At 62.2% G+C, this 26,237-nt stretch carries 20 protein-coding genes; all 20 read right to left on the bottom strand.

What is annotated here, in order from left to right; all coding sequences use genetic code 11:
• Positions 1-3 precede the first annotated feature (3 nt).
• Complete coding sequence (locus ACPPVP_RS17715; RefSeq protein ID WP_426537911.1) at positions 4-2,892, bottom strand: ATP-binding protein; 2,889 nt, start codon at positions 2,890-2,892, stop codon at positions 4-6.
• 1,068 nt (positions 2,893-3,960) lie between these two features.
• A complete protein-coding gene (locus ACPPVP_RS17710; RefSeq protein WP_426536509.1) occupies positions 3,961-4,668 on the bottom strand; it encodes an ABC transporter ATP-binding protein in 708 nt (235 codons plus the stop codon).
• Position 4,669: 1 nt separating this feature from the next.
• A complete protein-coding gene (locus ACPPVP_RS17705; RefSeq protein WP_426536507.1) occupies positions 4,670-5,413 on the bottom strand; it encodes an ABC transporter ATP-binding protein in 744 nt (247 codons plus the stop codon).
• Complete coding sequence (locus ACPPVP_RS17700; protein ID WP_426536505.1) at positions 5,410-6,453, bottom strand: branched-chain amino acid ABC transporter permease; 1,044 nt, start codon at positions 6,451-6,453, stop codon at positions 5,410-5,412. Before ACPPVP_RS17700 ends, ACPPVP_RS17705 begins: the two co-directional genes overlap by 4 nt.
• Positions 6,446-7,336, bottom strand: coding sequence for a branched-chain amino acid ABC transporter permease (locus ACPPVP_RS17695; RefSeq protein ID WP_426536503.1), 891 nt, complete (start codon positions 7,334-7,336; stop codon positions 6,446-6,448). Before ACPPVP_RS17695 ends, ACPPVP_RS17700 begins: the two co-directional genes overlap by 8 nt.
• A 78-nt stretch (positions 7,337-7,414) precedes the next feature.
• The gene (locus ACPPVP_RS17690) at positions 7,415-8,596 is read right to left on the bottom strand and encodes an ABC transporter substrate-binding protein (protein WP_426536501.1); all 1,182 of its coding nucleotides are present in this window, start codon (positions 8,594-8,596) and stop codon (positions 7,415-7,417) included.
• Between the two features lie 81 nt (positions 8,597-8,677).
• A complete protein-coding gene (locus ACPPVP_RS17685; RefSeq protein WP_426536499.1) occupies positions 8,678-9,484 on the bottom strand; it encodes an enoyl-CoA hydratase/isomerase family protein in 807 nt (268 codons plus the stop codon).
• 29 nt (positions 9,485-9,513) lie between these two features.
• The gene (locus tag ACPPVP_RS17680) at positions 9,514-11,058 is read right to left on the bottom strand and encodes an AMP-binding protein (RefSeq protein ID WP_426536497.1); all 1,545 of its coding nucleotides are present in this window, start codon (positions 11,056-11,058) and stop codon (positions 9,514-9,516) included.
• The gene (locus ACPPVP_RS17675; RefSeq protein ID WP_426536495.1) at positions 11,051-11,566 is read right to left on the bottom strand and encodes a (2Fe-2S)-binding protein; all 516 of its coding nucleotides are present in this window, start codon (positions 11,564-11,566) and stop codon (positions 11,051-11,053) included. Before ACPPVP_RS17675 ends, ACPPVP_RS17680 begins: the two co-directional genes overlap by 8 nt.
• Positions 11,563-12,378, bottom strand: coding sequence for an FAD binding domain-containing protein (locus tag ACPPVP_RS17670; protein WP_426536493.1), 816 nt, complete (start codon positions 12,376-12,378; stop codon positions 11,563-11,565). Before ACPPVP_RS17670 ends, ACPPVP_RS17675 begins: the two co-directional genes overlap by 4 nt.
• A complete protein-coding gene (locus tag ACPPVP_RS17665; RefSeq protein ID WP_426536491.1) occupies positions 12,375-15,383 on the bottom strand; it encodes a xanthine dehydrogenase family protein molybdopterin-binding subunit in 3,009 nt (1,002 codons plus the stop codon). Before ACPPVP_RS17665 ends, ACPPVP_RS17670 begins: the two co-directional genes overlap by 4 nt.
• 132 nt (positions 15,384-15,515) lie before the next feature.
• A complete protein-coding gene (locus tag ACPPVP_RS17660) occupies positions 15,516-16,355 on the bottom strand; it encodes a helix-turn-helix transcriptional regulator (protein ID WP_426536489.1) in 840 nt (279 codons plus the stop codon).
• A gap of 696 nt (positions 16,356-17,051) precedes the next feature.
• Entirely contained in the window at positions 17,052-18,167 is a 1,116-nt protein-coding gene (locus ACPPVP_RS17655; RefSeq protein ID WP_426536487.1) for an ABC transporter ATP-binding protein, read from the bottom strand.
• 11 nt (positions 18,168-18,178) lie between these two features.
• Positions 18,179-19,951, bottom strand: coding sequence for an ABC transporter permease (locus ACPPVP_RS17650; RefSeq protein ID WP_426536485.1), 1,773 nt, complete (start codon positions 19,949-19,951; stop codon positions 18,179-18,181).
• A gap of 7 nt (positions 19,952-19,958) precedes the next feature.
• Positions 19,959-20,969, bottom strand: coding sequence for an ABC transporter substrate-binding protein (locus ACPPVP_RS17645; RefSeq protein ID WP_426536483.1), 1,011 nt, complete (start codon positions 20,967-20,969; stop codon positions 19,959-19,961).
• A gap of 37 nt (positions 20,970-21,006) precedes the next feature.
• Positions 21,007-21,420: a Rieske (2Fe-2S) protein gene (locus ACPPVP_RS17640; RefSeq protein WP_426536481.1), complete on the bottom strand. Its 414-nt coding sequence runs from the start codon at positions 21,418-21,420 to the stop codon at positions 21,007-21,009.
• On the bottom strand, positions 21,417-22,523 hold the full coding sequence (locus ACPPVP_RS17635) for an amidohydrolase family protein (protein ID WP_426536479.1): 1,107 nt from the start codon (positions 22,521-22,523) through the stop codon (positions 21,417-21,419). Before ACPPVP_RS17635 ends, ACPPVP_RS17640 begins: the two co-directional genes overlap by 4 nt.
• On the bottom strand, positions 22,520-23,641 hold the full coding sequence (locus tag ACPPVP_RS17630) for an amidohydrolase family protein (RefSeq protein ID WP_426536477.1): 1,122 nt from the start codon (positions 23,639-23,641) through the stop codon (positions 22,520-22,522). Before ACPPVP_RS17630 ends, ACPPVP_RS17635 begins: the two co-directional genes overlap by 4 nt.
• Before the next feature lie 72 nt (positions 23,642-23,713).
• Positions 23,714-24,886 (bottom strand): ABC transporter substrate-binding protein, encoded by a 1,173-nt coding sequence (locus ACPPVP_RS17625; protein ID WP_426536475.1) that lies wholly within the window; start codon positions 24,884-24,886, stop codon positions 23,714-23,716.
• Positions 24,771-26,099: a Rieske 2Fe-2S domain-containing protein gene (locus ACPPVP_RS17620; RefSeq protein WP_426536473.1), complete on the bottom strand. Its 1,329-nt coding sequence runs from the start codon at positions 26,097-26,099 to the stop codon at positions 24,771-24,773. The genes ACPPVP_RS17625 and ACPPVP_RS17620 overlap by 116 nt, the downstream gene beginning before the upstream one ends.
• Positions 26,100-26,237: the final 138 nt, after the last annotated feature.

Here is a 26,237-nt window from a genome sequence, read left to right as displayed (position 1 = left end):
TCGCTATCGCGCAGGAGTTTCATCCAGCATAAGCCGCGCGGCTTTCAGATCGGCGGTCTCAAAGCCTTCGGAGAAACGGGCATAGGTTTCAGCCACACCGGCCAGCGCATCCACGAGACCCTGCTGACGCCGAAGCCGCCCAAGCGACATCTCCGTTCGTAGCCTCCAGGACAGTGCCCCCTGCTGTTCGGCCAACGCGACAGATGCTGCAAAGCTTGCTTCCGCAGTTGCAAGGTCGTCGCTGTGCGCCTCGAGCTCGCCACGCAAGCGCAGCAGCTCGGGCATATCAAAGGCTGCCCCCTCCGGCTCGACGCGCGCGATGGTCTCGTTCAGCACCTTGAGAGCTTCCGGCAACCGGCCCAATGCCGCGAGGCCCTGGGACAGCTCCGCAACAAAGGCGGACGCGTAGAGTTCGTAGCGGTCGGCATGCAGGCGCGGCAGCGAAGACTGCAACAGCTCGATGCCGGCCTTCAACTCTCCGCGCGCAATCATGATCTGTCCGCGGAACCCCGCCGCGACGGCCTGATAGGGTGTCAGACCGTGAATGTCGGCATGCGCGGACAGCCGGCCGGCGAGCGACTCGACCGCCTCCCAGTCGCCGACCCATCCGTACAGAGATGCTGACCAGCACAGCGCGATGCTATGCATCACGACGTCACGCGGCGTGGCTGTGCTGGTCAGCGGGCGAACACATTCGACTGCCCGGTCTGGAAAGCCGCGCAACCATAGCACCCGTGCCAGCGGAATCTGTGGCGTTCTGGCATAGGCAAAATGCCCCGGCTGGGCGCTGCGCAGCGCCGCATCGCCCTGCACGCCTTCATCCAAATGGACCTGCGCTTCCGTCTGGTTGCCGACCAGATGGTAGGAAACCCCGACAAGGGCCTTGGCGCCCGCGAGCCCGGCAGGGTCGCCGATCGCCCGCGCAACCCTCTCGGCTTCGAGGGCCACCGGCAGCAGGTGCTGATACTCGCCGGTCCGGCGATAGAACATGTTGAGCCGTGCCAGCAGTCTGAACTTGTGGGACAGGTCATCGAGACCTTCCGCAATCTCGAGGCCGCGGCGGAGCGCCCCCTCGGCGTGCTCGCTGTTGCGCTCGGTGAACATGAAGGCATGACCCAGCGTCGACTGGAGTTCTAGCTCCCATGCGGTTCCGCGACTGCTGTCATCGAGGTCCGCGAGCGCGCGACTGCACCAGTTACGTCCCTCGTTCAGTAGATTGAGTTCGACAAACAATCTGGCGCAAGCGCCTGCCAGCGGTACGCGGAGGTCCGCACCGTCATCATTGGCATACGCCCAGGTCAACGCGGCCCGGGCGTCGGCGAGCAGACTTGCACGCTCCTGCGCACGAGGTGCCTGGCCGCCCCCGCTCGCTTCGGCCATGGTTGTCTCCAGCACCTGCTGAACGTAGCCGGCATGCCGGCGGACCGTGTCCGGCGCCTCGCCGCAATCGACCAGCTTCTGCATGGCATAAGCTTTCGTAGTGTCAAGCAGGCGATAGCGTGTGGAGCCGCCGTCCGGCCGCGCGGAGACCAGCGACTTGGCGACGAGTTGCCCGAGCGCATCGACGACTTGATCGTCCAGCGCGCGCCCATCGCCCGCCACTGCAAGCGCGCCTTGCAGCGTGAACTGGCCGGCGAAAATGGCCAGACGCCGCAGCGCCGCCCGCTCGCTGTCGTCGATCAGACCATAGCTCCAGTCCAACGTGGCGCCGAGCGTCTGATGCCGCGGCGGCGCGGTTCGCCTTCCACGCCATTCCAGCTTCAGGCGGCCGTCGAGCAGCGTTGCGACCTCCCGCAATCCGTGAACACCGACACGGACCGCGGCGAGTTCGATCGCCAGCGCAATGCCATCGAGCTTGCCGCAAATCTCCGCCAACACATCGGCATCGTCATCGGTAAGGTCGGCACGATGACCTGCGGCTGTAGCCCGCTCCATGAACAGCCGTACGGCCGGATAGCTCAGTGCCTCGCTGACGCTCAGCCCGGTTCCTTGAGGCGGCGCTTGCAGCGGAACAAGCTCGAAAATCTGCTCACCCTGAACCAACAGCGACTCCCGGCTGGTCGCAAGGATGCTTACATTGGGTGCCCGCTGGTGGACGTTTTCCGCAAGCCCTGCGACGACGTCGATGACATGTTCGCAGCCGTCGAGCACAAGCAGGAGACGACGATCGCGCAGAAAGGCGATGATGCTGTCGGTCGGGTCGGCGTGGTGCACCACAAGGCCGAGCGCCGCAGCGACGCTGCTCGCCACGAGCGTCGCGTCCTTCAGAGGACCGAGGTCAAGAAAATAGACATGGCCTTCGAACACCGTCAGCATATCATGGGCAAGCGCGACGGCGACTGTCGTCTTGCCAATTCCGCCAGGACCTCTCAGCGTGACGAAGCGATCGCGCAGCATGCGGGCCGACAAATCCTTGAGGATGTCTTCCCTCCCGACCATCCGCTCAAGCCGGTGTGGCAACGAAATCGTTGCCGACTTCTCCGGGACGACGCTCGCCGACGGGCCCGGGGCCAGTACCACGGCGGGCGGCGCGCTGCGCTGGACCGGCGCGACGAAGCAATATCCGCGGCTCGGAACGTTAGTGATGTAGCGCGCCCCGTCCTTGCCATCACCGAGCGCCTTGCGCAGCTCGGCAATATGAACCCGCAGGCTGATTTCCTCGACAACAAGGCCCGACCACGCATAGGCGAGAATTTCTTCCTTCGGAATTACCTCTCCCGCGCGGCTCAGCAGCAGCCGTAAAATATCCGTTGCCCGGCCGCCCAGCTTGACAGGCACACCGTTCTTCTCGAGCAGCCGCGTCCTGAGCGAGAACGGGCCAAACGAGGCGGTCTCGGGTTCGTGAATCGCTGCCCGCCCCAAGCGAGCGCTCACTGCTTCCGGTGTGATCACCGGCGGCACACTTGGATCGTTGGCCGACGGGAAGGAAGCAGCCGACAACCCTTGTACGCGCCGTACTGAAGATGATTACGCGAAATGACTATCATGCACAAAGTGTAGCCAACGCTGAAGCTCCTGCAAACCCGAATGGGCATGCAATCCCGTATGAGCGCATTTGCCAGATGGCCACTTTGCGCCAATGTCGGCCGTTCGACGATTTGCCCAGCGTTTGTCGGACCGAGCGGCACCGGTCGCAACTACCGCTCAAATAGATCGGCGCGAATACCCAACCTTCGCCAAGATGCCGCCTTCCCGAAACATCGGCCCGCCGATGACACTGCAGCCTATTCAATTCAGCGCCCAGGTTGGCTGTCGCTTAGATTTCCGTTGATCTCCCGGTGCACACATCGTGCACACGTCTGCTTCTAACCATTTGAAAACGTTAAGCTCTCGGTCCAATCCATCATGGGCGCGACGGAAAAGCGGTGGTCTAAGGCATTCATATCACTAGTCTTTTATGTCCCAGATCGATCCTATAAGGGATTGGACCGACTGGCAAATCTGGCGCGAGCGAGCGCATTTACACCGGTTTCTCCAAGATCACATCCGCTCCGATTCGAAGCCAAATCATGCCATTTTGCATTCTCTGTGCACACATGGTGCACACGAAAGCCCGAGTGCACACGCGTGGCGTCCCTCCTCTATTTGCATTCCGAACCGGCCAAGGCGAATTTATCGCTGGAGACATTTCTTTCCCAATTCACATCGCAATGTGAACGACGCGATCAAACGCCGACAACGGTACACATTCAACCGAAATAAGCGTTGGCAATGACGTCCGCATTGATCAAATGCGTCCTGAAGAGATCATGCACGCGCCGACGTCAGCATATGTTAGGAACAGCTCAATAGACTGTGAGCAGTGCGACGACGGTGGTCATGCTCCAAATCCATCTCGCGGATTATGGGCTGCGGACGTCCCGATCTGGGTAAATCCTGACTCGATGCTGGTGCGGATCGCTGCTCTCCAGTGATCGCCGCTTTCCCAGGCTTCCTGGCGATGAATGGCTCGCTATGCCCTCACACCGAGATGAGCTGCATCAGCCGGGTGCGGTCGGCCTCAACGCCCGCCTCGCCGCTGAAAACGATGCTTCCGCGTTCGACCACATGGAAGCGATCGGCGACCGACAGGGCCTGATGCACATTTTGCTCGACCAGCAACACGATGGCTCCTCGATCGCGCAGTTCCCGCACGATTGCGAAGACTTCTGCAACGATCATCGGCGCCAGACCTTCGCTTGGCTCATCGATCAGCACGAGACGCGGCTCACCGACCATGACCCGTGCCATCGCCAGCATCTGTTGTTCACCTCCGGAGAGGGTCGTGCCGAGCTGATGCCGTCGCTCGCGCAGTCGGGGGAAACGACCATAAATCGCGTCAATCGCACGGCATTCGTCCTTTCTCGAACGCCCCCTCACCTGCAACAGGCCTAGCGACAGGTTTTCCTCAACGGTTAGCTGCGGAAAGATGCGGCGGTCCTCCGGCACAAAGCCGACGCCAGCATGGCAGATGCGATCGGGCGAAAGGCCGCAAAGCCCGTGCTCTCCGAGCGTGACCGTGCCCTCGCTCGCCGTCACCCAGCCGGCGATGGTCTTGAGCAATGTCGTCTTGCCGACGCCGTTGCGCCCAAAAATGCCGATGACTTCACCGGGCCTGGCGTCGAGATCAATGCCCTGGATGATGTGACTGAGGCCGTAGTGGGAGTGAAGTCCGCGAATGGTTAGCATGTCAGTGATGCCCGAAATAGGCGGCTTGGACGGCCGGGTCCGATCGCACGACCTCCGGAGGACCTTCGGCCAGCTTGCGACCCTGATGCAAAACGACGACATGGTCCGACAGGCTCATCACAAGGCCGATATCATGCTCGATGAGCAGGACGGTCACGTCGTCGGTCAAGCTGCGCACAAGGACGGCCGTGTCCTGCGTATCGGCATGGCTCATGCCCTGCGTTGGCTCGTCGAGCAGCAATATCTTGGGCTCGGATGCGAGACAGACTGCTATTTCCAGCCGGCGCTGGTCCCCGTGCGAGAGATTGCCGGCAAGCTCGTCGCGGCGATGCGCAAGCGCGAAGCGCTCAAGCATTCTCTCCGTCTTCTCCATCGCGCGACGCGAACGGCGGATAGGCAAGAAGGCGCGCGACGGTGGTTCGAGTAATTGTGCAGCGAGCCGCAGATTTTCCGCGACGGTTAGCTCGAAGAAAAGGTTGGTGATCTGGAACGAGCGGGAGAGACCCGCGGCCTTCTTCTGCTCGGCAGAATCCCGCGTCATCTCGACGCCATCGATCATGACCTTTCCGCTTCTGGGCATCAGCGCGCCGCTTATCAGGTTGAACAAGGTCGATTTGCCGGCGCCGTTGGGACCGATGATGGTGGTGATGCGATGGCGCTCGACGGAAAAGCTCACATCATCGACGGCCTTCAGACCGCCGAATGAAATACCCAGACCACGCACGTCGAGGACAGGCGGGATCATGACGCGCTCCCGGATTTGGCGATCGCGGGGGAGACCGCTGACGCGGCGGCCTCCTGACGTGGCGCGCGGACAATTCGGCGCTCGATCCAGGGCCTTGTGAAGCCGACGAGTCCCTTCGGCAGGAACATCACACAGAGCATGAACAGCAGACCGATGACGATGAGATGATGCTCCGTCCAGCTGCCGATGATCGATTTCAGGATGACGAGCAGCACCGCGCCGTAAATCGCGCCGACGAGCGTACCGACGCCTCCAAGGATCACCGAGATCACTGCGTTCCCGGACGTGGCGAAGAACATCAGCTCCGGCGAGACAAAGCCACGCAGCACCGGATAGAGCGCGCCAGACAGTCCGGCCACGAGTCCTGCGAAGACGTAGACCGCCATGCGCGCTCGCCACACCGAATAACCGAGGAAGGGAACTCGCCTCTCATTGGCCTTTAGGGCCGTCAACACCCGGCCGAAGGGCGTTTCGAGCAAATAGGCACTCAGTCCATACAGTCCCATGATGATGGCCAGCACGATCAGGAAAAATCCGACGGGATTGCCGGCCGAGATCGCGAATGGGCCCAATTGGATCTGGACAACGGGAATGCCGATCATGCCATCGGAGGCGCCCAGTTCGCGCGTGTTGTAGACGACCTTGGCCACGACCTGCGCCAGGCCAAAAGTGATGAGAGCGAAATACACACCACGAACCCTGTTGGCGATCAGGCCGCCGATCGTGGCAGAAACGAGCGCCGCAAGACCTGCGGCCGCCATGGCCAGCCAGAAGGAGGGAACGGTCATCAATGTCAGGCCCGAAACATAGGCGCCGATACCAAAGTAAAGCGCCTGCCCCAGCGACAGCGCGCCCGAATAGCCGAGAAGGAGGTCGACCGACAGAGCGAGGCCCGCGAAGATCAGCGCTTCGGTACCGAGGCGCAGGTAAAAACTGTCATCCAGCGCCGCGCCAATGGCCGCGAGGCCCAATGCCGCTGCGAGAAGCAGAATCGCGAGTACATGACTCGCACGCATGGAGACAGTGAGCCGATCAAGCATGTCCGAGCCTCCCGAACAGGCCTTGAGGGCGGACCATGAGGAAGACGACCATCGTCCCGAACACGATGGGATCCGTCCATATCGGCGAAATAACGAGGCTTGCGAGCGCCTGCACCTGCGTCAGCAGCAGACCGGCAAACACACACCCCCAGATCGAGCCCATTCCGCCGACGATGACGACGCTGAAGGCGAGCAAGATGAAGTCCCGCCCCATGGTGGGAAAGACCGAGTAGATCGGCGCGAGCAGCACGCCGGCGAACCCGGCGAGCGCGACGCCGAAAGCGAAGGTTCCCGCATATACGATCGAGACCGGCACCCCGAGCGAGGCCGCCATGTGGCGATCGAAGGCAGCTGCACGGACCATGGCGCCGAGCCGCGTGCGGTAAACGACATAGGCAACGCCCCCGATGATCACCGCTCCCACCGCGAGAAGGAAGAGACGGTAGTTCGGCACGAGAATTCCGAACCATTCCGTTGCGCCCGGAATAGGCGTCGGCGGGCGCTGCGTGTTCGCACCAAAGATCACTTTCAGCACATCCTCGACAATGAGGCCGAGGCCAAAGGTAACGAGTAGCGTGGTGACGTGGCGGTCCTTCGAGTCGAAGACCGGTCGGATCAAGAGCCGTTCTGCCGCCATACCGACGGGAATCATCAGGATCGGCACCAAGACCAGCAGAAACCAGAAGCCGATACCCGCGGCTCCGAGCGCCAGTGCTGCATAGGCTCCGATTGCATAGAATTCACCGTGGCTCATGTTGATGACGTCGAGCATGCCGAAAATGATGGTGAGCCCCAGCGCAACCAGAACAACAGCAACGCCGAGCGTCAGACCGTTCAGGATCTGCGGTGCCAGCACAAATTGCAGATAGTCTATCGGTGACATGGACGTCGTCTCCAGAGATCGGATCCGCCCGCGCTCTCTCCCGGACTCATGGGACATAGCGCGGACGTTTCCTTTGGTTCAGAACCGTGTGCAGGCGTCGGGTCCGATCGCCTTATCCGCAGGCACACTCGTGACGATGTCGAACTTCCCCTTGTTTACGCGCACCACATACATCGGCTGCATTGCCTGATGGTCGCCGGCCCTGATCGTCTTCTCGCCCTGAGGCGTCTTCCAGGTCAGTCCCCTCAACGCATCTCGTACCTTGTCCGTATCGGTTGAGCCGGCCTTCTCGACCGAAGCTTTGTAGGCAAAGAGGACGCCGTAACTGTCGGCGCCGTAGAGATCAGGGTCGGCCTTGTTGGCGGCGCGGAACGCCTCGACGAACTTCTTGTTCTCGGGCGTATCAATCTGAGTCGAATAACCCACCCCGGTGGCGAAGCCCTCAGCCGCGGCCCCGATCGCGCCGATGTTCTGAGAGGTCACGGTGCCTGAGGCGCCAACGACTGTCAGATTCGACAGCATGCCGAAATCCTGCAACTGGGTCAGCAGTCGCACCGTGTCGTTCCCCGCAACAGAAGTATAGACGACCTGCGGACGGGCAGCCCGGATCTGGCCAAAATATTGCGTGTAATCCTTGGAATCGAGGGGCGCGAACACCTCACCCATCGATTGGGCGCCGCTCTTTTCGGCGTTGGCCTTGAAGGCGGCGACGGTGGAGCGACCCATTTCGTAATCGGGCCCGAGATAGAATACCTTCGACTTCGGCTTCTCCTTCTCAAGCCAGGCGGCGAGCGCAACCGACTGCTGCTCGGCGCGGGCGTTCACGCGAAACATGTTTGGCGAACATTTGTCGCCGGTAATCGAGTCAGCGAAGGAGACGGTCGTAGCGGCAAGCCTATTGTTGCGCTCGGCGAGCTGCGCGACGGCGAGCGTCGATCCGGAATTCACCGTGCCGGTGAGAAAGTCCACCTTCTCGACCTGGAAGAGCTTCTCGGCCTTCTGAACGGCAACGGCCGGATTGGCTTCTTCGTCCTCGAAGATGAGCGTGATCTGCCGTCCCGCAATTCCTCCCGCCGCGTTGATATCCTTGGCAGCCAGCTCCAGTCCCCAGCGGACCTGTTGCCCGATCGGCGTATACGTGCCGGACAAAGGCGTGACCACGCCGATCTTGATCGGGCCAGACTGTGCAAATGCGGCACCTGGGAGCGCGGTGGTGACGAGCAGCGCGCTCGCAGCGGCTAAAATGCTAAACGGCTTCATATTTGTTCCCTCTATTGTTTGTTGTGAGAAATTTCGGCTCAAAGTGGCGCGCGGTGGTCACCCACCACGCGCCAGAACGGTTCAACGGCCGTTGAATTTGGGCGGACGCTTGGCGTTGAAGGCTTCAACGCCTTCCTTGAAGTCGTCCGACTGCCGCAGGCGGCTGTAACAGTGCCCCTCGAGCTCAATCGCAATCGCCAGCGTTGAATCCTCGGTGTCGTTCAGAAGCTTCTTCGCCGTCCGCTGTGCCAACGGCGAGAAGGTGCGAAGCTCGTTCACCAGCCTGTCCGTCGCTTTCTCAAGATCGCTGTCCGGAACGCATTCGGTCGCGATGCCCCACTCCAGGGCCTGCTTCGCCGAGATGCGCTTGGAACGCATGACGATATCCTTTGTGCGGGTGATGCCGACCATCTTCTGCAGCCGCGCTGAACCACCTGATCCCGGTATCTGACCGAGCTTCTGCTCCGGCAGCGCATATTGCGTGGTCTCCGACGCAATCCGGAAATCGCACGCGAGCGAGAGTTCGAAGCCGACACCGAAACAATAACCGCGGTTGGCGACGATTACCGGCTTGGCGCAACGCGCCGGTGCTGCGATGTTCCAGGCGAGCTTCGAGACATGTTCGGGACTTGCCTCCATGAAACCGCCGATATTGCCGCCGCTGGAGAAGTGCTCTCCCTCTGACCGCACCACGATGATGCGCACGCGCGGATCCTCGTCGAGCGTCTCGAAGGTCAGCCGGAGCTGATCGCGCTGCGGCATCGCCACGATGTTATAGGGCGGACGGCCGAGTACGATGTCGGCACGCTCATGCGCTTCATCGATTTCGACCCTGAACCCGTCGAGCTTGGCAAGGCGGGGATCGGAGAATTTATAGGGTGACGGCATCTGTGATTCCTTCTGTTGATGCTTCGAAATCAGGCGATATCGTCCGGCGGCGGCCGTTCGGCTTCGTATCGGCCGGCGACGAGCAGTCGCCGGAGGAGCTTGCCGACCGGCGATTTGGGAATTGCGTCGACGAAGACGTAGCGGCGTGGCCGCTTGAAATTGGCAAGCCCTGAGGTGCGGCAGAACTGCTCGAGCTCGACTTCAGAAACCGGCCGGTTGCGCTTGACAAAGGCAGCGACGACCTTGCCCCACCTCTCGTCGGCAATGCCGACTACCGCAACCTCGGACACGGCGGGATGCAGCGACAAGCAGCTCTCGATCTCGACCGGCGAGACGTTCTCGCCGCCGGTGATAATCATGTCGTCGACGCGGCCGGAGACGTGGAGATCGCCCTCCGGATCGACGAAGCCGGTATCGCCGGTGAAATACCAACCCTGGCGCAACGCCTTGGCGTCCGCCTCGGGCCGCCGCCAATAACCTTCGAACGCCTCGTCGCCGGCAAGCAGCGCGATGATCTCGCCCTCCTCACCGATCGCCGCGAGCTCCGCGACAGAGCGCGCGCCCATCCGGACCACCTTGATATGCTGGTTGATTCCGGCCTTGCCAGCCGAGCCGGGTTTCGCCACGGCGTTCTGGTCGACCGTGAAGGTGTAGATTTCCGAGCTGCCGTAGTGATTGACGAACAGCTCCGGCCTGAACGCCTCGTTCAGCTTCTTCAACAGTCCGTCGGTCATCGACGCGCCGGCAAAGCCGATCTTGCGCACGCTCGAGACGTCGGTCGCGGCAAACGCCTCGTGGTGGACAAGATCGTGAAAGAGGGTCGGCACCAGATAAAGGTTGGTGATCCGCTCCTTCTCGATCAGCGCCAGTGCCTGGCGGCTATCATAGCGGGGCAGGCAGATGAAGGTGCCGCCGATCAGCGACATCGCAAGCAGCGAGCGGACCCCCATGGTGTGATAGAGTGGCATCACGCCGAGCGTGCGCTCGCCGCGACCATAGAGGTTTTGCGCAACATGGGCGATCGCCGCGGCCCGTTCGGCGCGATGTCGCCGCGGCACGCCTTTCGGCCGCGAGGTCGTGCCCGAGGTATAGAGCATGATCGACCAGGCGTCGGCGCCCACGCGCGGCTCGGCGTCCGGCGCGCTGTGCCTGATCAGCTCGGCGAACCCGATCGCATCACCTGTTCCAGGATCGACCGAAACACGTCGCAACCGGCCGGCCCGCGACGATTGCTTCACAGCTTCCGCGGAGACGTCCTCGTAGAAGATGGCGCTGGCCTCAGAATTCTCGATGCAATAGTCGAGTTCGTCGGCCTTGGCACGCCAGTTGAACGGCGTGATGACGAGCCCTGCAAACTGGCAGGCCCAGTGCAGCGTCGCCGCCTCCCAGCGGTTCTGCAACAGGGTGACGATGTGATCTCCCGGCTTCAGGCCGAGACGGTCGAACGATGCCACGAGGGCCGAAATCGTCTGGTACCACTGCCGGTAGGTGAAACGGAGATCGCCATCGATGAGCGCGACAGCATCGGGATCGCGCGCCACGCTGGCAACGAAGCTGCTGCCAAGATCAAGCATCTGAAGTCTCTTCGTTGGATGTAGCAAGCCGGGCTGCTTCGAGCGCCGCCTCGATGATCGGCGTGTAGCCGGTGCAGCGGCACAGATGGCCGCTCAGGAGTACGCGGATCTCCTCCTCGGTCGGCGCGGGGTGCCGGCTCAGATAATGGTCGAGCGACATCAGGATGCCGGCGGTGCAGAAGCCGCACTGGAGCGCATGGTTGCGGCGGAAGGCGCGTTGCAGGGCGCTGAGCTGGTCCGGCGACGGCGCGATCCCTTCGACCGTCCTGATATCACAACCATCGACCTGCACCGCGAGCGTGAGACAGGCGCGCGTGAGCATGTCGTCGACGACGATTGTGCAGGCGCCGCAGACGCCGTGCTCGCAGCCGACGTGAGTTCCCGTCGCACCAAGCTGATGGCGCAGGAAGTCGGAGAGCAGCGTGCGCGGCTCGGCTTCCGCCTCGACGGCCTTGCCGTTCAGCGTGAAGCGGACGGGATGGCGAGCGCCGGCCTTGAGGCGGGTCATTGCAGCACCTCGCCGATCAGATCGCGGCCGATCGACCGCACCAGGTCGCGGCGGTAGCGCGCGGTCGCGTGCACGTCGTCGCGCGCATCGAGCTCGTAGGCAAATCCGTTGAGGGCGTCGTCGAGCGCGCTGCCCTCAAGTCGCGGCCAGTCGCGCGCCGTCGGGACGTCCGCGACGCCGCCGACGGCGAAGCGTATGCCTGCCGCCGTCGGCATCGCCGCGCAGGCGACGATGGCGAAATCGCCATGGCGGCGCGCGACCTCGCGGAACGCGAAACGCGCCTCGCCGACGACTGGCAGTGAGATAGCTTCGATCAATTCGTCGTCCGCACGCGCGGTCAGCATCATGCCGGCAAAGAAATCCTTAGCCGGCATGCGGCGCCGCCGCGTGGCGCTACGCAAATGCACCTCGCCGCCGAGCGCGACCAGCGCCAGCGGCATCTCGGCGCTGGGATCGGCATGCGCGAGCGAGCCGCAGATGGTACCGCGGCTGCGGGTCTGCGCGTGCCCAACCCATGGCAGCGCCAGCGCCATCAGCGGCAGCGCTTCGGCAAGACCCGGCCAGGCCAGAAGTTCGGCCTGGCGCACGCCGGCACCAATAACGACGGCGCCCGCTTTGCGTTCGATTTGACGCAGCTCCTTGACGTGCATGATGTCGATCAACAGCTTCGGTTTGGCGAGGCGCATATTGATCATCGCCATCAGCGACTGGCCGCCGGCAAGCACGCGCGCGTTGCCGCCCTCCTGCGCGAGCCCTGAAAGGACTTCGTCGGCGGTTTCGGCGCGGACATAGTCGAACGCGGCGGGCTTCATCGGCGCCCTCCGAACAGCCCTGCGAGTTTCGCAAGCCATGCGAACAGGGAGAAGCCGCCGGCCGCCCGGCCGCCCGCCTTGCGCGCCAGTGCCGCGAAGAACTGCCCTATGATTACCCGCGTAGCGCCGTCCAGCAGGCGGCCGCCGATGCTCGCAACCTTGCCGCCGATGGCGGCGTCATAGCTGTAGGTCAGCCGCGTGCCGCCCTTGCCGTCGGGCGCGAGCGTGATGCGTCCTTGCGCGCTGCCGAAGCCGAGCGCACCGTCGGCCGCTCCGCGCAATGTCACCGCGCGCGGCGGGTCAAGATCGAACAGCTCGACGTCGGCGCGATACCGCCCGCTGACGGGTCCGATGCCGAGCGTCACGTCGGCGCGGAAATGCGTCTCTGAAATCTTGTCGACGCGCTGGCAGCCTGGAATGACCGATTGCAGCGTGGCGGGATCGAGCAGCATAGCCCAGACCCGCTCCGGCGCGCCCTTCACGGAGGCCTGCCCTTCGCCGCGAAGCCGCCGGTCTCCCTGCCGGGCAGGCGCCGCTGTCGAGCGTCCCGGCGGCGGCGGCTCGGCGCCGCGCACCAGCTCGGCGAGCTTTGCCGGTACCAGCGGCAGCGTGACATCGGTGAGCCCAAGCGCATCCGCAACTGCATTGGCGACGCAGACCGGCGTCGACATGCAATTACCTTCGCCGACGCCCTTTGCACCGAGCGGAGTAAAGGGCGACGGCGTCTCCATGTGGATGATCTGCGGCTCCGGCACCTCGGTGGTGGTCGGCAGCAGATAATCGGCCAACGTTCCCGTCAGAAAGCTGCCGTCGTCGGCGTAGGCATATTCCTCGTAGAGCGCGGCGCCGAGCGCCTGGGCAAAGCCGCCGCGGATCTGGCCGTTTACCATGCCGGGATGAAGAATAGTGCCGCAATCGTGCATGGTTACGTAGCGATCGATCCGCGTCTCGAGCGTGGCGCGATCGATCTCGACGCCGCAGAAATCGAAGATGAAGCCGTGGCACAGCGAGGAGTTGATGCGATCCTCATCGTCGGGTGGCGTCAGCTCCGGCGGTGTCCAGAACACGGTCTCGCGAATGGTCTGGCCGGCGTCGTCCGGCAGCGAGCCGGGCGACCAATGGCTGAGCGCAGCGACGCGGGAGAATGCAATCCGATTTTCCGGATTGTGCCGGGACGCGACGAAGCCGCGCGTGAACACGATGTCCGCCGGCTCGACGTTCAGCTGACTGGCGGCGATGCGGGCGAGCCGCCCGGCCACGCGCTCGGCCGCAAGCTTGGCAGTGCCGGCGACGGCCGCGGCAAAGCGGCTCGCATAATTGCCCGACGCGATCGACCAGGCGTCCTTCGCGGTGTCGATCTCGGTGTTGACCCTGATGTCCTTCGGCTCGAGGCCGAAGACGTCGGCGACGACCTGCGACAGCACCGTACGATGGCCCTGCCCCTGCGGCACCGAGGCGACGTGAACGGTCACGCTGCCGACCGGATCGAGGCCTATGGTCGCGGTGGCCTGCGCGCCGTTCTTCGGCCCCGCCCTGCGGCGCTCGGCCGCCGTCAGCACGGTCGTGATATAGCCCATGTTGGAGACGCTGGGCTCGACGACCGCAGCAAGTCCGATGCCGTAAAGACGCCCCTGCGCACGCGCCTCGTCGCGGCGCGCCTTGAGTTCGGCGAACTTTCCCCCTTCGATCGCCCGGGCGACCGCTTCTTGATAGTTGCCGGAATCCAGCAGCGCGCCGCTGGCGGTTCGATAGGGGAAGGCACTGGCATCGATGAGATTGCGCCTGATGATGTCGAGCGGCTCGAGGCCGAGGCCGATCGCGATGCGCTGGACCAGCCGCTCCAGCGCGAAATAAACCTGCGGCCCGCCAAAACCGCGGTTGAGGCCGGTCGGCGTCTTGTTGGTGACGACGACACGGTTGCGGATTTTGACGTGGCGGATGTCGTAGGCGCCCGTCATGTTGCCGTGCATGCGGTAGAGGGTCGCCGGCTCGGGCGCGCGCAGATGCGCGCCGCAATCCTCGATCTGGTCCCAGTCGAACGCGAGAATTTTGCCATCTGCCGCAACCGCCGCCGACAAGGTCGTCGCCCGGTTGGTCGCAGAGACGGACGCGGCGAGATGCTCGAGCCGGTCCTCGATCCACTTGACCGGCCGGCCCGCGACGCGAGCTGCGGCAGCGATCAGCACGATATACGGAAAGACGCCCTGCTTGACGCCAAAACTGCCACCAGAGTCAGGCGGTGTGCGAAGCCGCAGCCGGTTGCCGGGAACTTTCAGGGCGCGCGCGATCACGGTGTGGATGCTGAACGGCCCCTGGAAGTTGGCCAGGATATCGAAGGCATCCTCGGCGGCATCGTGCGAGGCGATGACGCCGTAAGTCTCGATCGGCGTGCAGGAGTTGCGCGGATATTTGACATCGATCGAGAAACGGTGCGGAGCGTCCCCGAAGGCCTGCTCGGGATCGCCGTAGCGGAATGTGCGGTCGCTTGCGAGATTTCCCGGAAAGCCGTCGTGCAGCACGGGCGCCTCCGGCGCGAGCGTCCCGAGCGGATCGACGACGGCGGCCCGCGGGCGATACTCGACCGAGATCAGCTCGGCGGCGTCCTCGGCGCGGGCGCGGTCGGTCGCCACGACCACCGCCACCGGCTCGCCGACGTAACGCACACGGTCGATCGCGATCGGCCAACATTCCACCGGCGCCTTCACGCCGACGACGAGGCTCGATGTGACGGCCTTGACCTGCTCGCCCGTGAGGACGACCGCAACGCCGGCCAATCGCATTGCTGCTTCGGTATCGATCGCCAGGATATCGGCATGGGCGTGCGGCGAGCGTAGGATCGCCGCGTGCAGGGTGCCCGGCTGCACGCCGAGATCGTCGATGAAACGACCGCGACCGCTTAGCAGCCCAGCATCCTCGACGCGTTCGATCGAACGTCCGACCCACGGCCGCTCATCGCCCTTGCCCTGATCGCACGATATTGCGGTTCGGACCGCGGCCTGTACCATGTCCCGGCATACCTCCCGACGCGTTCTTCGACGCGACGCGGATAGTTGTCAGGACGAGGGGTGCAGGCGCCATACCGCCCGCTCTCACGACTTACCAAATCGTCTCATTTGAAAGGCAGGTGCGCCGCAATATCAGCCCGCAAGGCGAGAGACGTTGCGGAATTCGCGCGGGTTGACGCCCGCATGCTCGCGGAAGAAGCGCGTGAAATGCGCCGGCTCCGGAAAGCCGAAGCGCTCGCTGAGTTCCCCGAGCGGGGTATCCTCGCGCATGACCGCATCCAGCGCCCGCTCCATCCGCACAACATTGAGATAGAGTTTTGGCGAGACGCCGAGCGAGGTCTCGAACAGGCGGAAGAACTGCGCACGTGAGAGACCTGCACCCCTTACGAACTGATCGACGTTGACATAGGAATCCCTGGTCCGCATCGCATCCATCGCACGCCGGATCCGCCAGTCGCAGCTCACCGTGTTCATGCCCCGGATCGAGTTTGGAAAGCTGCGCCAGGGCGTGAACCGCTCGATCACCGCGATCATGAGATCCGACAGTGTCTGCTCATGGGCGTGCAGAGCGTCCGGATGCGCCATCATGTCGGCAGCAAGGTGCAACGCGAGCTGACGGATGCGCGGAGAAACCTCGCCCGATGGCTTCTCGAAGAAGCCGGGCGCACCGCTGGCGGCCCAGCCCGGCCGGAACTCCTTCAGCCACTCGGGCTCGATATAGAGCGCCAGGATCAGGGTCCGCGCCCGGTTAACATCATGCACATAAGCGTGCGGCTTCCAGCCGTCGACGAGCACGGCCGTCGTATCCGTGAGCGGATAGACCCGGTCGCCCACCAGGAATTGCGTGTCGGCGCCCTCGACCTTGAGCAGGACGTGGCAGTGGTGGTGGGCGTGACGGACCAGCGAACGGTCCATGTCGAGCAGAGCCACCCTGCCGAAGGCACCATGAGCGATACGCAGAGCCGTCGACATCAGTACCTCCCTTCTACGAATTGATTGGCTCGCTGGGGCGCTAACATACACGAGATCGGTCGGCAATGTCATCGGCATCGAAATGCTGCCATGCAGCAGCAATTTGTCACACCACCTGGCCTCCGCAAGAATCCGTGCAAAGGCGGCGCTCGGATCGGCCTGCAATGCCGCGGTCAGATCGACCTGCTCCTCGCCCTTCACGCGTATCCGCTTGCCGCTTAGATCCTAGCTTTTGCCAAACGTCATCGACCTGATTAGAAACGGCGATGCGCGGGCGCTCGCAATTGCAAGCGGCGAGCTGGAAGCGACCTACGATCCGAAGGGGCGCGCCCTCTTCGCGATCGAGGCGTCGTGCTGAGCAAGTTGCTCACGTAGAGCGCAGGCTCCGTCTCGTCGCGCGCGCGGAACGGGCTCCATGCGCACCCGGGTGCCGATTCCTACCCGCGCGACCATCGCTCGCGATGACGTCGGGGTCGCAACGCCAAACGCTTCCGACTCTTACGCGTTCGCATAAGGCACGATGATCTCCTCGCCGAAGCGAGTTAGCGTCGTTTCTACATCGGGCAGGAACGCCGTCGCTGGCAGCGCAAGGCGGCCCGCGCCACACGCGGGGCGCTCCCTCGACGCCCACGTCGGCTAACGAGCCGGCGCATCGATCCACCGCCGAATGAGTTCGCTGCGTTCGACCATGCACGATCAGCGCACAGTCTCGTCCTTCCTAATGGCCCATGCCGCACCTTGGTGGGCGACAACTCTTACGTTGTCGCCAACGGAATAGTTGCACGAGGCCGCGGCATCGATGGTCAGCCTGCCGTTCTCCGTCTCGACCACGACCGATCGGATTGCTCCGCGGTAAGTCGTGTGAGCGATACGTCCGGACCATTTGAGTTCCTGCTCGCCGGCGCTGGACTCGGCCGAGACGATACGAGCATCCTCAGGGCGCACCATGACCGTGACGGCTTCTCCAGGTCGTGCTTCATTGGCCGCTTCGCAGGACCCGCGCCACCCCTTCCCGACAACATCGAGCCGCACGCGCCTTCCGTCCAGTCGCTCGCAGCCTTCGACTTCGGCATCGAGCAGATTGGGTGTTCCAAAAAACGCGGCCACCGTTCTCTTCGCCGGGAATCGATAGATTTCCTCTGGAGCGCCGATCTGCTGGATACTGCCCCGCTCCATCACGACCACACGATCGGACAACGCCATCGCCTCGGACTGGTCGTGGGTCACATAGATCGTCGTCATACCGAGCCGCTTCTGGATCGCGCGAAACTCCTCGCCCATCTGCAGACGGAGCTTTGCGTCCAGGTTGCTCAAGGGTTCGTCCAGCAACAGGACCTTGGGTTCTGAAACAAGCGCACGCGCGATCGCCACGCGCTGTTGTTGGCCTCCGGACAGCGCCGGCGCAGGCCGCTGCGCAAAACCATCCATCTCGACAAGAAGTAACGCTTTCGAAACGCGCTCGTTTATTTCGGCCGCAGGACGACGACGAACCCGCAGCGGATAGGCCACATTCTCGAACACAGTCAGGTGCGGCCAGATGGCATAGGACTGGAACACCATTCCGAGGTGCCGCCGCTCCGAAGGGACGAAGAGCCGGCGAGCAGCGTCGCTTACGACGTCGTTGCCGATGCTGATACGCCCGCCCGTGTTCTGCTCGAGACCGGCGACCATACGCAGGGTGGTCGTCTTTCCGCAGCCCGAGGGTCCCAACAACGTCACGAATTCGCCTTCGCTGACCCGAAGATCGACGCCGCTTACCGCGTTGAAGTCTCCAAAACTCTTGCTGATGTTTTCGAGGGTAACGCTAGACATCACGGCATCCCTTAAGCTCTCAACGTACCGAGTTGAGATTTCATGATTTTCAATTGAACCCAACGGAAGATCAGCACGAGTGCCATCATGATCAATCCGATGACACTCACCTGTTCGGCGTTTCCGTTCGCCCAAAGCTTCAGCAACACCACGGAAAGCACTTCCGATCCGACCGAATAGAGCAGGACCGACGCGCTGAGCTCTCGCATGATCCCGAAGAAGATGAGGACCCATCCGATCGCGAAGGAAGGCCATGCCAGCGCGATCACGACGCGCCACATCGTTTGCAGCCAGTTCGCACCGTGGACGCGAGAGCATTCCTCGAGATCGTACGAGAGCTGGGCATAAGCGCTCGACATGACACGAACGGATAGCGGGGTGCCAAGCGAGATATAGGCGAGCAGGAGAGCCCAGATCGTGCCGTAAATCGGAACCGCATGGGGCAGCAGCGCGAAGCCCCACAGGAATCCGACACCGAGCACGATACCCGGCATCATCCAGGGCAACCACGCCATTGCATCGATCAGCAGACGGCCGCGCCACTTCGTCCGCACCGACACATAGGCAACGACACCGCCCAGGACCATCGTCAGGGACGCGCCGGCCAAACCCAAATACATCGTGTTGCCGAGCCCCCGCCAGAACTCGCTACTGCCGAATACGGCGCGGTAATGATCGAGCGTGAGCATGTCCCGCTGATAGAATCCGAAGAACTTGAAGAATGACCCTATGAAGAGCTGTCCAATGGGAAGGATGACCGTCAGGAAGAAGAAGCTCACGCAAAAGGTGAACGTCGCCCAGCGCCACCTTCCGAGTTTGACGACCCCCGGTGAGTATCCCTTTCCCGTAACCGTCGTGAAGCTGCGGCCGCGAAGCAACTTCCACTGCAGCAGCACGATGAGGAACAACAGGACCATGATGACAAAACTGGTTGCCGTCGCGTATTGATACTGCGGCGGCGAACGCTGATTGATCGAATCGTAAATGTCCGTCGTGATGACCCGGATGCCCGCTGGCGATCCAAAGAAGAGTGGTGACTCGAAATTTTCGATGCCCCGGATAAAGCTGAGGATCGCTGCGCCCGTCAGCGCAGGCAGCATGAGCTGCAGCGTGATCGTGCGGAAGGTCCTCCAGCGCGCCGCACCGCACATCCGGGCAGCCTCTTCCAAGCTTGGGTCCATCGCCCTGAACGCATCGACGATCAGCAGGAAGAGAAATGGCACCGAGTACTGCATCATGTGCCAGACCACCCCCCCGTACGAATAGACGTTGATCGGCGCAATGCTCGACCCGGTCGCCCATTGGAAAAGCTGATTGAGCAGCCCGACCTGCGGGTTTCCCAGCATTCCCCAGGCCATCGCGGTCAGGATTGGAGGAATGAAGAATGGCAGGGTGATCAAGACTTCCAGCGTGCCGCGAAACGGTGTGTCCGTCCGCGCCAGGATCCAGGCGAGCACAACCGCGATCACCACGGACGGAATGGTCTTGGCGAGTGATATCCCGACCGTATTGAGCAACGTGATCAGGTTTTGCCGGGTTATCACCTCCCGGTATCCGTCCAGATTGAACGTACCTGCCATGCCCGGCGGCGTCGAATGCAGGCTGCCGTAGAGCAGCATGGACAGCGGATAGACCGAAAGAAACCCCAGGATGAGGACGAGTGCGATGACGGCAATCGCCGGACCGCGCAGGATCGGAATACCAGATCGCCGCCACGTCGAAACACGAGCGGGCATACGGGCCTTGTTGAATCGGTCTATGCGTTCTTCGGCTGAGGCGGTCATGATCTGCTTAGGGATAAAGTTTCTTGGCCAAAGACATCATTGAAGGCCTCTCGGCGAGTTTGGCCGGACCGATCAACTTGGCATTGGCGAACGGCTGCGCGTCGGGATTTGCCTGCTCGGCCACACCCTTCACAACAGGCAGCATCCACGCATTGGCGTAGATGAGCTGCGCTTCCGTGGACAGGAAATGGTGGATAAAGAGACGGGCGGCGTTGGGATGCGGCGCGTTTTTCAGGACGGCAAAATCCATCTCGGCATAAGGCGCGCCCTCTTCCGGTATGATGACCTTGACCGGAAGACCCTTGAGATCGGAGGCGAAAGCAAAGATCTGCGGGACGTAGATCGGGTACTCGCCCCGCGCAACACGGCGGGCGTCATTGCGCATGTCACGGCTGAAGACGGGCTTCTGCTCGACCAGCTTGTCGTTGAACTCGGGACCGATATGCTTCTGCAGGATCGCGAACATAGTGTTGCCGCTTCCAAGCGGTCTCATGTCGTCGGAAAGGATCTTGCCCTTCCACTTCGGATCGTTGAGGTCATTCCAGCTCTTCGGCAAGTCCTTCTCGGAGACCATACGCGTATTGATCAGGATCCCCATTGGTTGCACGAAGGCAGGAACCGCGAATTCGCTGGCTCGAAACGGCGAACGGAGATTCGCTGCGTTCGGGATCGGCGGCAGCTTCTGAATGTAGTCGCCGTTCAGGAGCTGCTCCTCGATCATCGTCGTCGCGATCATCTCGACGTCACCGAGGTAGCGACCCGCCGATTGCTCGGTCCGGATCCGTTCCGCCAGTTCGCTCGCCCGCAGGTCGAGGCTCTCGACCGAGATGCCATATTTGGCTTCGAAGGACTTGATGACCGCCACGAAATAAGGCGCGCCCAATGTCATGTTGTAGACCGCAACCTTGCCTTCCTTCTTGGCGGCCTCGACCACGGCATCCCAAGACTGCTCCGCATACGCCGGGGTCGTCACCCAAATGACGCAGACCAGAGCCAACGCCTTGAACGCCTTGATCATCGAAAATCCTCCCACAAAATTTGGTTTCCTGGCCGCGCTACAATTCGAGCACGACGTATTCTTTTTCGACGGATACCGGGAACGTCTCCGCCCGAAGATCCCCTTCGACCAGCGCTTCGCCCGGCTCGACTTTCGCTTCGTAGCTTCGCACCTTCGTGCGGTCAGGCTCACACCATGACTTTCCGCTGCGCAGGTCGAACTCCCAGCCGTGCCACGGACAGCGCAGGAGCTCGCCCTTGCGGCTGAACTGATACGAACCCGGCTGGCTGGCTTCGACCAGGCCGACGATTCTTCCCTTGCACAGCGATGCGCCGTTGTGCGGGCACCGATTTCCGACGGCAAAATACTCGCCGTCGATGTTGAATATCCCGATTTCCCTGCCCGCGACCGTTACAAGAAGCCGCTGTCCGGGGGGCACCTGGTCGACGGTGGCAACGACATGACGGGTCACTTGTCGAACCCGTAAAAGTGAAACGCATTGCCGTACAGGAGCTGTTGCCGCTGCGCGTCGGTCAGATTCGCCTTGAAGGAGTAGCGAGGATCGTCGTAATCCCAATGGGGATAGTCCGTTGCGAACAGCAAGCGATCCCAGCCTATTCGATCGAACAACTCCAGCAGGGCCGCAGCGCTTCCCGGCTCCTCCATCGGCTGGGTCGTGAACCAGACATGCTGTTGCACGTAATCGGACGGCGGCCGCTTCACGTGTGGGACTTCGCTTCGGAGCCTGTTCCAATGCTTGTCCATTCGCGCACTGAAGGAAGGTATCCAGCCAAGTCCGCCTTCCATAATCACGACGCGCAACTGCGGAAACCGTTCAAACACACCTTCAAAAACGAGGCTTGCCAGCACGGCCTGCATGGCCTGCGAGACCATGTGATGCTCCTCCATGTAATAGGAGCCCCAGCCTCCGCCGGTAGAAGGATGGCCGTTGGTGCCCCCGACATGGACTGTGATCGGGAGGTTGTTGCGGACGGCGGCTTCGAAGATCGGCCAGTAGCGTCGCCGTCCGAGAGGCTCATCGGTCCGCGGCAGCAGCAGGATCTGCGTGAAATTCGGATCGCCCCCTCGTGCGTCGATTTCGGCAACGGAGGCAACCGTGTCTTCCTGCGCAACGAGTACGGAGGCGCGAAGCCGCGGCTCCTGCTTCACCCACCGTTCCACCTGCCAGGTGTTCATGGCCCTTGTCAGCGCCGCCCCGAAGTCGAGATTTCTCTGGCTGCCAGGATTCCAGCGGAGAGGAATGAGCATCCCGACTTCAACGCCGTTCGGATCGAGATGCTGCTTCCTCATCAAGTCGAGGCTCGAACCCGGTGGCCCGCCCTCTTCCGGATACGCATCGACCCTTGCTGCGTCCGGCGACATGCGCGGATGCGACAGCGCCTCGGAAAACGCGTGCCGCAAGTGGCTTCCGTAGACCGCAAGATGCTCGATCCAGCGCTTTTCGAGGTAGGGGTGGATTTCCTTCCACGACGTCATCGCCGGATGGATATCGCAGTCGATGACCTGAAGCCTGTGCTGCGCGGGACTCTTTCGTTGCAGATCCATGACGCTCATCGGGCAATCTCCATGGTCTGATCTGCCTTCGACAACCGCGGGTAGGTGGCCAGCGCATTGTCGGACAGGATGTTTCGGGTCAACGTCTCAGGCAAACTGGCGGGCAACACCTCGTCACCGTCGAACTGCCAATGCGGATAGTCGGTGGAAAACAGGAACAGCTTGTCCGACTTGAGATGGTCGACCAGCCGCAGGATGGCTTCGCGCTCGTCGGCAGCGTCGATGGGCTGTGCCGTAAGTCGAACGTGATCTCTCAAGATCTCCGAAGGCGCCCTCGTCACCCAGGGAACCTCGGCCCGAACGCCCTTCCAGGTTTTGTCCGCCCGCCAGATGAATCCGCTCAGCCAGGTCAACCCGGATTCGATCGCCACCACCTTCAGGTCGGGAAACTTGGAGAAGACGCCTTCGGAGATCATGCTCTGCAGCTGGTTCTCGAAGGCCGCGGATTGAGCGATGTAGTCTTCGACATAATAGGACGGCCACCCGACGGCGGTCGGCGCATAGCGGTAGGCGCTGCCGGCGTGGATCCCGATCGGAAGGTTTAGCTGTTCGGCCAGCTTGTAGATCGGCCAGAGCTGACGGCGGCCGAGCGTGACCTCGCCGGACACCAGCATCAGCACTTGAACGAACCTGAAATCGTCGGCGCGGCGTTCGATCTCCTGCACTGCGAGCGCCGTGTTGTGGGCCGGAATCACAATCGACGCGCGCAGCCGCGGGTCGCGGCCGAGCCATTCATCCCTGATCCAGTCGTTGGTTGCGCGGCAAAAGGCAGCCGCCATGTCCTCGCTGTGAAAGACTTGTGCACCATAAAGGCAGTTGAGGATGCCGAAGCGGAGCTTGTATCGGTCGATCACGTGGTCCTGCATCATCGCGAGCGACGCACCCGCCTTCGTCCCGTCTCCCGGCAGCCAGTCCGGCCGGCAAGACAACGGAGCGTTTTGCGGATAGCTCGTGAGGCTCAGGTTGAGGCGGTCGAGCGCCCGGACGGAGACCATCTCGCGCCAATACTCGTCGAGATAGGGAAACAGGACTGCCATTGACGGAACAGCCGGGTGCAGATCGCAATCGATTGCGCCCTGTAATCCGGCCGAAAGACCTGCTGCTTGCGCGTTTTGCATTGCGAACTCTCCACGTGGCTCCTGCGGCTTTGCGGGGTGCCGCCCAAGTAACCCCGCGCCACATACAGCAATTTAAGGATAGATCTCGCGCGCAAGCACCAGCATCTTGTCCATTTTCGCGGCGTCGGTCGTGCCAAGCAGCTTGCTCTTTTCAACTTCTGCCACAGCAGGATCAACTCCAGGCAATTCCTTGGACGTCACAGGAAGCAGGCCGAGATCCGCGAAGCTCTTTTGCATCTTCTGGCCCAGATAGTATTCCATGAGCAGGCGCGCGGCATTTGGATGCGGCGCATTCTTGAGCAGCGCCAGATCATAGCCGATATAGGGCAGCCCTTCATTCGGCATCAGGAACTTGACGGGAAGCCCCTTGAGATCGCGTATCGACGTCAGGTTCTGCGGAATATAGAGCGGATACTCTCCCCGCGCGATCCGCCGCTCGTTTGCAGGAATCTCGCGACTGAACTTCAGGTCCTGCTTGGCGAGCTTCTCCATGAAGTCGCGTCCAAACTTCTCCTGGAGAACATAAAACAGCACGCCTCCACCGCCCAACGCACGGAAGTCATCGCTCAATATCTTGCCCTTCCAGCGTGGATCGGCGAGATCAAGCCAGCTCTTCGGTTCTTCGCCGGCTTTGACGAGCTGCGTGTTGGCGAGAATTCCGTAGACGATGGCAAACACCGGAAGCCGGATGTCATCGCTGCGAAATTCCGGCTTGAAATGCCCAAGGCTCGGAAGCGGCCCATAGGGATCGAAGACACGATCCTGTTCCATCTGCAGGGTCGTGGTCGTGCGTCCGTTCTCGGACACGTCTGCCGCAAACCGCCCTGCCGCCTGCTCGATGCGGATCCGCTCCCGCACCTCGCTTGCCCTTGCTTCCAATATATCGACCGTTATGCCGTAGGATGCCTCGAAATCCTTCTTGAGGGCCTGGTGCGTGGCAAGGCCGACGAACGCGCTGTAAAGAACAACACGCCCCTCCTTCCTGGCCGCCGCAACGAGCTTGCCCCACTCGTCTTCCGCACGCCCCGACCGCGAGGCAGACAGCGCCGCCGTTCCGGCGGCCAGCCCCAGCAGGGCGGCCCGTCGCGTGATAAGTGCCGTCTTGAGTCGAAGGTCCGAAGGCATGCTCCTACTCCGCAGCTTGCTGGCCCGACGCGGGCCAGCGGATGGCGCTCTTGAGTTGCTGATCGTAGGCTTCCAGCCAATCGATCTTGCCGTCGGCGTAAAACGATCCGGCGCGGGCATTCCAGAACACTTCCGTATCGTCGACGCCGGGAGGAACAATCCCCTTCTCAGCGAACTCGCGGGCAACTGTCAATAAGCGCCGCCTGGTGCGCGAGATCATGATGTCGCTGGGAGCGAGATGCTCCATTGTGTGATCGACGATCGGGCCCATGCTTTCGGTGACGGCTTGATCCTGCATCACGATGTTGCGAATGCCGGTATAGACGCGATTTGTGCGTTGCGCCTCCCGATCGATCTCCCAATCGTTGCCGAGGTTCTGCACGGCCCTCCAGCGCCCGAACCAGTCCGTTGTGTTGGGCAGGTAGTCCAGCGGATCCGCGCCACTGATGCCCGAGCCCGACTTCAGCTTCGATGACGAATAGGTCGCCCCCTTGGCCTTGCCTCCGTAAATCGAGATCAGCATCGTATGGGTATCGTCCATCGGTACCCACGCTTTCGCGACGACATGATCGGCAAAATCCGCGTTGGGAGTCTGCGTCCAGAACGGCAGGCAGAAATGCGCCATGCGCCAATGCATGCGTCCGTCCGTCTCGGGCCGATAAGCTCCGTACATCGTGCCCCATTCGGTATCACCGACCTTGTATTCCGGCGCACGGTTCGCCACCGTATGGCGGGCCGGATGGCCCTCCTCGAAATCCTCGGCTTTGACGTGACCTGCGTGGAGAAAGCCGAAGTGCGAAGTGTCAATGTCACCCTCTAGCCCCTGCAACCAATTGGCTTCCCGCTGCAGCAGCGTAAAGGTGAGATCCTGTTCGGGAACGTATAAGGCCTCCAACATGGGCATCGGAGGCGGCTCGGCCCTGGTTCCCATGTAAACCCAGATGAGCCCGGCCTGCTCCCGCACTTTATAGCTCTTGGCCCGCACCTTCTCTTTAAAGTCCTGCGGTGGAGGCACGTTCGGCATCTCAAGGCAGCGCCCGTCCACGTCGAACTTCCAACCGTGGTAGACACAACGGATACCGTTTTCCTCGTTCCGACCGAGGAACAGCGAGGCACAGCGGTGTGGGCAGCGATGGTCGAGTACCCCTACCCGACCAGAGCTATCGCGAAACGCAATCAGGGCTTCGCCAAGCAGCATGAGCCGCATCGGATCGCCGTCCGGCTTCAATTCAGAAGAAGCTGCGGCCGGAATCCAGTATTGCCGCATCATTTCGCCCATGACAGTGCCGGGACCGACGCGCGTTAAATCATGACCATCGGTTGCCTTGGACATGACGATCTCCCTGTTTTTTATCGTGCGCTGCACAATTTAGAATTAGTTTCATTATGCAAGTATTATTGATCTAGGTCAATGCGCACGCGACCAACCGTCCCGTTCGTTGAGTCACCTTATGGAGAGCTCTATAGTTTC

The organism is Bradyrhizobium sp. McL0615, assembly GCF_049993905.1.
Taxonomy (GTDB): domain Bacteria; phylum Pseudomonadota; class Alphaproteobacteria; order Rhizobiales; family Xanthobacteraceae; genus Bradyrhizobium.
The sequence above is the reverse complement of the archived record's forward strand: the minus strand, read 5'-3'. Positions and strand labels throughout refer to the sequence as shown.

Excerpts from the sequence above, each read along its gene's own strand:
- ACPPVP_RS17710 (WP_426536509.1), bottom strand. The coding sequence starts at position 4,668 with ATGCTAACCATTCGCGGACTTCACTCCCACTACGGCCTCAGTCACATC.
- ACPPVP_RS17705 (WP_426536507.1), bottom strand. The coding sequence starts at position 5,413 with ATGATCCCGCCTGTCCTCGACGTGCGTGGTCTGGGTATTTCATTCGGC.
- ACPPVP_RS17700 (WP_426536505.1), bottom strand. The coding sequence starts at position 6,453 with ATGCTTGATCGGCTCACTGTCTCCATGCGTGCGAGTCATGTACTCGCG.
- ACPPVP_RS17695 (WP_426536503.1), bottom strand. The coding sequence starts at position 7,336 with ATGTCACCGATAGACTATCTGCAATTTGTGCTGGCACCGCAGATCCTG.
- ACPPVP_RS17690 (WP_426536501.1), bottom strand. The coding sequence starts at position 8,596 with ATGAAGCCGTTTAGCATTTTAGCCGCTGCGAGCGCGCTGCTCGTCACC.
- ACPPVP_RS17685 (WP_426536499.1), bottom strand. The coding sequence starts at position 9,484 with ATGCCGTCACCCTATAAATTCTCCGATCCCCGCCTTGCCAAGCTCGAC.
- ACPPVP_RS17680 (WP_426536497.1), bottom strand. The coding sequence starts at position 11,058 with ATGCTTGATCTTGGCAGCAGCTTCGTTGCCAGCGTGGCGCGCGATCCC.
- ACPPVP_RS17675 (WP_426536495.1), bottom strand. The coding sequence starts at position 11,566 with ATGACCCGCCTCAAGGCCGGCGCTCGCCATCCCGTCCGCTTCACGCTG.
- ACPPVP_RS17670 (WP_426536493.1), bottom strand. The coding sequence starts at position 12,378 with ATGAAGCCCGCCGCGTTCGACTATGTCCGCGCCGAAACCGCCGACGAA.
- ACPPVP_RS17665 (WP_426536491.1), bottom strand. The coding sequence starts at position 15,383 with ATGGTACAGGCCGCGGTCCGAACCGCAATATCGTGCGATCAGGGCAAG.
- ACPPVP_RS17660 (WP_426536489.1), bottom strand. The coding sequence starts at position 16,355 with ATGTCGACGGCTCTGCGTATCGCTCATGGTGCCTTCGGCAGGGTGGCT.
- ACPPVP_RS17655 (WP_426536487.1), bottom strand. The coding sequence starts at position 18,167 with ATGTCTAGCGTTACCCTCGAAAACATCAGCAAGAGTTTTGGAGACTTC.
- ACPPVP_RS17650 (WP_426536485.1), bottom strand. The coding sequence starts at position 19,951 with ATGACCGCCTCAGCCGAAGAACGCATAGACCGATTCAACAAGGCCCGT.
- ACPPVP_RS17645 (WP_426536483.1), bottom strand. The coding sequence starts at position 20,969 with ATGATCAAGGCGTTCAAGGCGTTGGCTCTGGTCTGCGTCATTTGGGTG.
- ACPPVP_RS17635 (WP_426536479.1), bottom strand. The coding sequence starts at position 22,523 with ATGAGCGTCATGGATCTGCAACGAAAGAGTCCCGCGCAGCACAGGCTT.
- ACPPVP_RS17630 (WP_426536477.1), bottom strand. The coding sequence starts at position 23,641 with ATGCAAAACGCGCAAGCAGCAGGTCTTTCGGCCGGATTACAGGGCGCA.
- ACPPVP_RS17625 (WP_426536475.1), bottom strand. The coding sequence starts at position 24,886 with ATGCCCGCGCCGGATCGTTTTACGCCGACGGCAAGATCGATTGGCTGG.
- ACPPVP_RS17620 (WP_426536473.1), bottom strand. The coding sequence starts at position 26,099 with ATGTCCAAGGCAACCGATGGTCATGATTTAACGCGCGTCGGTCCCGGC.